Source organism: Edaphobacter aggregans DSM 19364 (assembly GCF_000745965.1).
GTDB classification, from domain to species: Bacteria; Acidobacteriota; Terriglobia; order Terriglobales; family Acidobacteriaceae; genus Edaphobacter; species Edaphobacter aggregans.
The window spans coordinates 23,381-30,464 of the sequence record NZ_JQKI01000069.1; the positions used below are offsets into that span (position 1 = coordinate 23,381).

At 59.4% G+C, this 7,084-nt stretch carries 9 protein-coding genes; 4 read left to right on the plus strand and 5 right to left on the minus strand.

Annotated features, from left to right (window positions below):
- Window positions 1-58: 58 nt before the first annotated feature.
- Window positions 59-871: a POTRA domain-containing protein gene (locus tag Q363_RS21350; RefSeq protein WP_035354563.1), complete on the minus strand. Its 813-nt coding sequence runs from the start codon at window positions 869-871 to the stop codon at window positions 59-61.
- Between the two features lie 329 nt (window positions 872-1,200).
- A complete protein-coding gene (locus Q363_RS40875) occupies window positions 1,201-1,338 on the minus strand; it encodes a hypothetical protein (protein WP_157467286.1) in 138 nt (45 codons plus the stop codon).
- Between the two features lie 6 nt (window positions 1,339-1,344).
- Here Q363_RS40875 and Q363_RS21355 point away from each other — a divergent pair, with 6 nt between their 5' ends.
- Window positions 1,345-2,289 carry a hypothetical protein gene (locus Q363_RS21355; RefSeq protein WP_157467288.1) on the plus strand — a complete coding sequence of 315 codons (945 nt, stop codon included), beginning with the start codon at window positions 1,345-1,347 and terminating at the stop codon, window positions 2,287-2,289.
- A gap of 205 nt (window positions 2,290-2,494) precedes the next feature.
- Window positions 2,495-2,644 (plus strand): hypothetical protein, encoded by a 150-nt coding sequence (locus tag Q363_RS40880; protein WP_157467290.1) that lies wholly within the window; start codon window positions 2,495-2,497, stop codon window positions 2,642-2,644.
- Between the two features lie 70 nt (window positions 2,645-2,714).
- On the opposite strand, the gene Q363_RS21360 is transcribed toward Q363_RS40880, so the two are convergent.
- Window positions 2,715-4,151: an esterase-like activity of phytase family protein gene (locus tag Q363_RS21360; protein ID WP_084080622.1), complete on the minus strand. Its 1,437-nt coding sequence runs from the start codon at window positions 4,149-4,151 to the stop codon at window positions 2,715-2,717.
- Window positions 4,152-4,408: 257 nt separating this feature from the next.
- Entirely contained in the window at window positions 4,409-4,933 is a 525-nt protein-coding gene (locus Q363_RS21365) for a cupin domain-containing protein (RefSeq protein ID WP_035354567.1), read from the minus strand.
- Window positions 4,934-5,083: 150 nt separating this feature from the next.
- Between Q363_RS21365 and Q363_RS21370 the strand changes: the two genes are divergently transcribed.
- A complete protein-coding gene (locus tag Q363_RS21370) occupies window positions 5,084-5,755 on the plus strand; it encodes a ribonuclease T2 family protein (RefSeq protein WP_051979108.1) in 672 nt (223 codons plus the stop codon).
- Between the two features lie 146 nt (window positions 5,756-5,901).
- Here the strand turns inward: Q363_RS21370 and Q363_RS21375 are convergent, their stop codons facing one another.
- Window positions 5,902-6,225: a hypothetical protein gene (locus Q363_RS21375; protein WP_035354569.1), complete on the minus strand. Its 324-nt coding sequence runs from the start codon at window positions 6,223-6,225 to the stop codon at window positions 5,902-5,904.
- Window positions 6,226-6,748: 523 nt separating this feature from the next.
- On the opposite strand from Q363_RS21375, the gene Q363_RS21380 reads away from it, so the two are divergent.
- A partial coding sequence (locus Q363_RS21380) for a hypothetical protein (protein WP_157467292.1) occupies window positions 6,749-7,084 on the plus strand: 336 nt, incomplete at its 3' end.

The window sequence follows — 7,084 nt, forward strand, 5'->3', positions numbered from 1 at the left end:
AACCGCAGCCGAATCTACAGAGAAAACTCGGGTCCTGCCGCGCGAATAAGCCGATGATTCAAGGGTCCCATTGCGACAACGTAAGATCGACCACGCAGCATACAGGACGTTGAGTAGTCGTAATCGAGCGATACATCGGCGCTTTGACATTCCAACTGGATTGGTTTGCCAGGAACCAATGTTCCAGCTCAAGCGAGTTGTACCGCTTGCCCTCCAACGGCTTCCACGAATTCAGGAGCACCTTGCCAGCACCGGCATAAGGCTCCACTCCTTCCAGGTACAACCGGCCGAAGTCATACGGCTTCCCCTCATCCACATCAAAGACCATATCGATGGTGCGTCGTGATTCATCGATCATGACTTGGGGTATTGCAACAAGGTTGACATATCCCCGTGTGCCGTAGAGCTTTCTCATATCCTCCAGGCCCTCGACAATCTTGGCCACATTGAAGAGGTCTCCCTTTCGCACCTGAAAGAGCGTTCGTCGCTGGGTGGCTGGAAAAACGGTCGCTTTCTGGAACCGAATCTCAGCAACACGGTACTGAGCTCCCGGCTCCACCTTGACGGTAACGTTAGCGATCCTTCTCCCCTCCGCCTGGGTAGGAAACGAAAACCTCGGCTCATTGACGACCGCCTTGTAATATCCCAGGTCCCTCAAGGCGCCTCGAATGCGTTCGCCGATTTCGTCCTGAAAGTATGTCTTCTGCTGGAACAAGCGAACGATCCGTTCACGGTCTGCGTCAGGCAAGCTGCTCGACTCAATCGCCAATTTGCTGATCCGGACCTCGCTCACCGACTCCCCAGAGTACGGCTGTCCAAGCCCTGCATTGGCCAGGAAGAAAAAGAGAACAGATTCGACCACAATGTGCATAGCACATCTCGCGGGAGCCAGAAGTCCTCTCAATGGAGAGATTCAAACGCCGCCATCATAGGCTAATCAATAAAAAAACGGCAAACTAACCACTGCACGCCGAATCCAGAGGAAGCGGCGTAAGCAGACACGGTACTCAGAATAATCGCCGCGCATATCCCGAGGTTGGGCATGACATCATATCCATCGATGGTTCTTTCACGACAAACACCAGTTCGGCGCCGGAAACAAAGCGTATCTCTCGCCTCGTCCTCCTGCTCTCCCTCGCTGGGGCATTCGCATTCCTCTACCTGCGGACCTTCCTGCTTCCCGCCACTCCCTTCATCGCCTCAGGCGACCAGGTTCTCTTCTTCTCCCGCGCCGCGCGCATCGTTCACGGACAGGTTCTCTATCGCGACTTCTTCGAACTCGTCCCCCCAGGTACCGACCTGCTCTATGCTGCGACATTCCGCCTCTTCGGGATCCACGCCTGGGTGATGCAGGCCTGGGCCATCGCGCTCGGTCTCGCTCTCGCCTGCGTCATCACACGGATCGCCGGCCGTATCCTCCAGGGACCGCTGATTCTGCTTCCGGCCCTGTTGTTTCTCATCTTTGACTTCAGCAGCGCCCTCGACCTGACGCACCACTGGTACAGCACTTTCGCCGCTCTGGCTGCGATCAACATCCTCATGGGCGGCGCAACCCTTCGCAGGATCTGCGCCGCCGGCGCCCTCTGCGCGATAGCAGCTCTCTTCACTCAAACCCAGGGAACCCTGACCTTCGCCGCTCTCGTCATCTACCTGCTATGGCTCAGCCGATCCGGACCCCGGCACACACACACAAGTACCCTGACGCAACTCACAGCTCTCGTCCTTCCCTTCACCTTAATCGTCGGCACCTGCCTCGGCTATTACATCCACAAGGCAGGCCAGCGCACTGTCTTTGCCGATCTCATTCTGTTCCCGCTCCGATTCCTCTCTTCCGGCGAGGTCAACTCACCCCGAACCTACCTCCACCAATTCCCGCACGTACAATCACCATCCGACCTTCTTCGGCTGATCCCCTTCGTCTTCATCTACGCCCTGGTTCCATACATTTACTTCATCGGCCTCTACCACCTGCGCAACCACACGGACCTTCCTTCCACACTTCGACAGCATCTAATGCTTCTTCATCTTGTCGGTCTCGCCCTCTTTCTGGCGGTCGCCAGCGGTCCTCGATTCTTTCGCCTCAGCACCGTCGCTCCGCCTGCCATCCTCATCTGCGCCTGGCTCCTCAGCCAACAAAGCCCCGCATATCGGTTCGCTCGCACTCTGCTCTGTGCCCTGGCAGTTGTCTTTGCTCTCTTGCTGCCGCTCCGCCGTCAGACTCAGTGGCACGCCCATACTCAATTTACCCATCGGCCGGGGTGCCTTCAGCGACATTCTCGTCTACCGTGAATTCCAGTGGCTCGCTCAACGAACCCATCCCTCCGAGCCCTTCTTCAACAACTCCGCCCTCGGCCTCTATCTCTCGCTTCCGAATCCCACTGCGTCCGAGTATGTCGGCGACGACGACTTCACACGGCCGGAACAGGCATCCTCTGTCGTCGCATCGCTCCATCACCAGCCGCCGCGCTTCATCGTTTTGCTCTCAGGAAATACGGTGCCGTCAGATACCCACGGTCAGACCGCACCCTTTCGTCAGTACGTCTATGACAACTACCGCCTGGCCCAGACCTTCCCTCTCCACGGAGCCGCATCCTACGAGGAGCAGTTGTGGGAGCTCGTCCCGACTCCCGCTTCGTCGCGCTGATAGTGTGAAAGATAAAGCGGCCCACTAACTAAACCAGTGAGCCGCTCTATTCACCACCCTGAAGCAACAACTACCAGCCGAACGGACCGCCCTGACCCTGGCCATTGAGCCAGCCCAATCCCGACAGCGGACCGCCATGACCCTCCGGCTCATACTTCGATCCGGCCAGGTCTGCATCCGTAAATCCAAACACGAAGAACTGGTTCGGATTCGATCCCACTACCCCGGCGTAGTCCTGCAAAAAGTCGTTGTCGTTCGCAACCCACAGCGTGTGCAGCGTCGTGCCGTTCTGCTTCACATCCGGCCCAAATGCGATGCCCTCGATCTTCGCCGGAATCTGCTCCGGAGCAAAGCCATTCGCCCCCAGCACCTTCACGATGTCCAGGAACAGCGTCTTCGGAACCGCCGCCGCCGCCGCCGTGTTTCCGTCCATCCCCGTGATGTCGGTCGCATTGGCGATATCAATCTTGAACAGCTGCTTCACCTTCGCCTTGCTTCCGTCGCCCAGTCCCTTGCCGTCGCGCTCGTCGACAAGAAACTCATGATCGTTCAGCGCAACGATGTCGCTCACGCCGCTTCCCGTCGTCAGCAGGTAGCCGTACTCGTGCACCGTCTTGCCCGAGGCGATATCGATCACCGCCATCCGCAGCAGGTTCGCTCCCGCTCCACCGGCGTTCGTGTCCTCGATCTTCGCCGTCTGCAGCATCCCCACCAGCGTCCGGCCATTCGGAGTCAGCGCCAGACCCTCCATGCCCTTGTTCGGCACGCGGCCCGTCGAGTTCGTCGCCAGCTCGTTGTTCGTCGTCGTGCCCGGATGCGCCACATCGAAACCCTTCGGCAGCTCGAACGTCCGAATGCGCTCACCCGAGCGGCGCAGGAACTGGTACACATACGGCCCGTACTCGTCCGAGACAAAAAACGTCAGCCCGTCGTTCGAAACACGAATGCTCTCCGGATCAAGCCGCGCATCCTGCACATCGCCCGAGCTCTGCTTCGGATCGAAGTTGTCCGAGCGTCCGGTAAAGTAGTTCTGCAGAAGGCTATTCAGCGCCGGCTTGCCCGAAGGAACACCGTACGCCGTGCCGTCTCCATACACCAGCGGCAGCGGGCTCGAGAGCAGCGTCGTATCCTCCAGCGTCGGCGCAATCGTGTACGGCAGCCCCGCGCCCTTGTTCGGCGCCAGGTTCATCCGGATCGTCTGCACGCGCGCAATATACGAGGCCGTGTCGTCGATCAGCGAGTTATAAGGAATCGCATTTGGCCCGCGATCCGGAACCGCCACGAACGTGTCGCCCGAGACATGCCCGATACCCGAGCCCAGCCCGCCCAGCAGGTTCGCCGGCGCCCCATTCTCCAGCGTGTAATTCAGTCCCGAAAGGTCCTTGTTCGGCCCCGCAGCCGACCCCGTCAGTGTTCCCTTCGCGATCAGCGAGACCTGCGCCTGCATCGGCAGCAACGCGCCGCCGCACACCAATGCCACCGACATCTGCAAAAATGCTTTTCTCATCGAAGTTGTTCTCCTGAAGATCCGCCGAAGGCGGTCTCGCCAAGACTAAGAACACCTCAACGTTCCCCGCATGAACAAACGATGAAATTGCCTTAAATGCAAAAAGCTGCGCATTCACGCAGCCCCTTGCAAAGCCATCTCTGTTATCTCCCCAACCAAGACGTCATCTCGACCGGAGCGCGCAGCGCGTAGAGGAGAGGACCCCTGTATTTCGCCCGCCCAGCACGATTGCCCGCGAGTCCTCGGAAGCACTCCCCCTAAGCCGGCGTCTGCGAAGAGATCAGCAGCAAACTCACGCTCCCATCCGTCGTCCGCTTATGCGGAGTCATCCGCGGAACAAACAGATAATCGCCCTTCTTCAAAATCACAGCCTTCGCGCCCTCGCTCTCCGGAGCCAGCCACTCGCCCGGCTTCGTCTGGCGCGCACCCTTCGGCGTCCCCCCAAGCTCATACTTCGTCTCGCCCTCCAACACCTGGAAGACGTGGTCCCTCGTCGCATGCCACTCGAACTCCTTCGCCGCCTTCTTCGTCTCCTCGTTGATGATCATCAGCGTCCCAGGCGTCGTCAGCAGGTTCTTCGTCCCATGGTTCGCCTCGACGCCCTTCAGCGCGCTCTCCATCTCCGCTGCATTAAACAACTGAAATGGTCCCGCATCCGCCCCCTGCCCCATCGCAGAGCCGGCAGTCGAAGCGCGCATCATCGTATCGGCAAAAGGAGAGGCGACCGCTGCGGCAATCGGAGCCGTCAGCAGAAAGTTACGGCGAGTCTGTTTGCTAACCATGCCCAAAAGTGAACCACACTCCCCCGCCCTCGCGCCACATCCGCGTTGAATCGCATCACTCCTTGAGCAACCCCATGCATCTTACAACGCCTTCTGAGCCCCCTGCTTCCGCCCCCTCTGCCCGCCACACCCTGCTATCCTTCCTCCACCATGAAGAAGCGACTCCTCCTCCTCGCCCTTCTTCCCGCCTTCACCGCCTGCAACCCGCGCCCCGCCCCCGCGCCCGAACCAAAACCACCCGTGCAAGCCTCCCAGGCCATCGCACAATCTTCCGCAGCCGCGCCTCAGGCCTTTGACTACTACCTCCTCAACCTCTCCTGGTCGCCCGAGTACTGCCACTCCCACCCCTCCGACATCCAGTGCGTCCGCCACTCCACCTTCGTCCTCCACGGCCTCTGGCCCCAGAACGCCGACGGCTCCTACCCGCAGAACTGCTCCAACGCCCCCGGCCCCTCCAACCCCTCCCAGTACGCCGACATCTACCCCGACCCCGGCCTCCTCAAGCATGAGTGGAAGACCCACGGCACCTGCTCCGGCCTCTCGCCCGACGCCTACTTCACCGCCGCGCGCCGCGCCTTCCAGTCCATCACCGTCCCGCCCACCCTCGCCCACCTCAACCACCAGATCTCCCTCCCTCCCGCAAAGGTCCTCTCCCTCGTCACCCAGTCCAACCCAACCCTCACCCAACAAAACCTCGCCCTCTCCTGCGGCAACAACTACCTCACCGCCGTAGAAGTCTGCCTCGACAAATCCCTCCGCCCCACCCCCTGCGGCCCCATCCGCTCCTGCCGAGCCAACACCGTTCGCATCCCGCCTCCATAACCGATGCTGCCGAATGTAGAGGTAAGCTTCGCCATGCGGCAGCTTTCATTTAAGAGACCTCGTACCCGTTGTCCCATTCCAACAACTCGACCTCTTGGCAGTCCCTTGTATTTCGATTCTGGATCCACAGCCTGTCAGCCTCTTTGTTAATCGGCATCGTCATCATCGACCCTGTGAGCGATTTCCCTGATCGCATTGCCGTTAACCACCAGCAGGATCTTACGACCGCTATCGACGATGATGAAGTGGTAGCCGAGCGGAGGATTACCGGGAGCGACCTCGACCAAAGCTGACCCGGTGCAATCCGGATTGACGGTATACGTCCCGGAAGATAGTCTCCACTCCTCCGCAGGAGGATTACCGCCAACAACGACGAAGTCCTTTCCGGTAAACCGACCCTGACCGTCATAGTGAACCAGGGTCAGTGTTCGCAGGGTAAGATTCGGACCAAGAATCGTACCCTCGATCAAAGTCCCGTAGTCGCCTGAGAGCGTCTAGTTTGAGCACGGCTTCACTCTCTTATGCTGATCCCTCGCCCATGTATGCTGATCCCTCGCCCATGCTGAGGAGCCTGGGATCCATAGTGCGCACATGGCCAACATCGCTATCCCTACACTCGTTCGTTTCGAAACACAATTCCTGTGCATGCTGAATCTCCTTTTCTGATGTGGTTTCGCTAGGGCCCGAAGTGCGATCCGGTTTTACCGCTTGCGTCTGCTCGAATCAGCTCACTCAAAGAGAAGCGGCTGACCCTGGACACTGTGCATTGAGCCCACCGAAGGCAATCGGGAGGAGAGATAGGAATTCATACCTTCAGAAAACTCGAGTCCGATTTGGCCGAAGGGGTTTACTGCCTGGATAGTGACCCGAATCCGTGGTAACACACAATAGCGCGGCCCTTCTCCATTACGCAAATACACAAAGTCGCCCCAAACCACTCCTCAGTCGCACGACGTGGAAATCTCCTCGACAAATTTCCACAACCATACCTGATTGCATAACGACGTCGGCTCCGGCCATCGGCAGCGGTTAAGCTTTTTGGCAGGTAAAGGCCAGGGCTCCCGCGTGGAGGAAGGAGCCAACGTCATGCTTATGATAGGTTGCGATTTTCATCCCGGGCTAGAGGAGTTGGCGTTGCTGGACACGGAGACGGGGCAGCGGCGGCAGCAGCGTCTCAGCCACGCATTCGGTCTTGAGCCGGTGCGGCAGTTCTATGCCGGCCTGCCGCGTCCGGCGCGGGTCGGCCTGGAGGCCAGCGGCTACAGCCGGTGGTATGAGGAGATGCTGGAAGATCTGGGCATCGAGCTGTGGGTTGGCGATCCGGCGCGG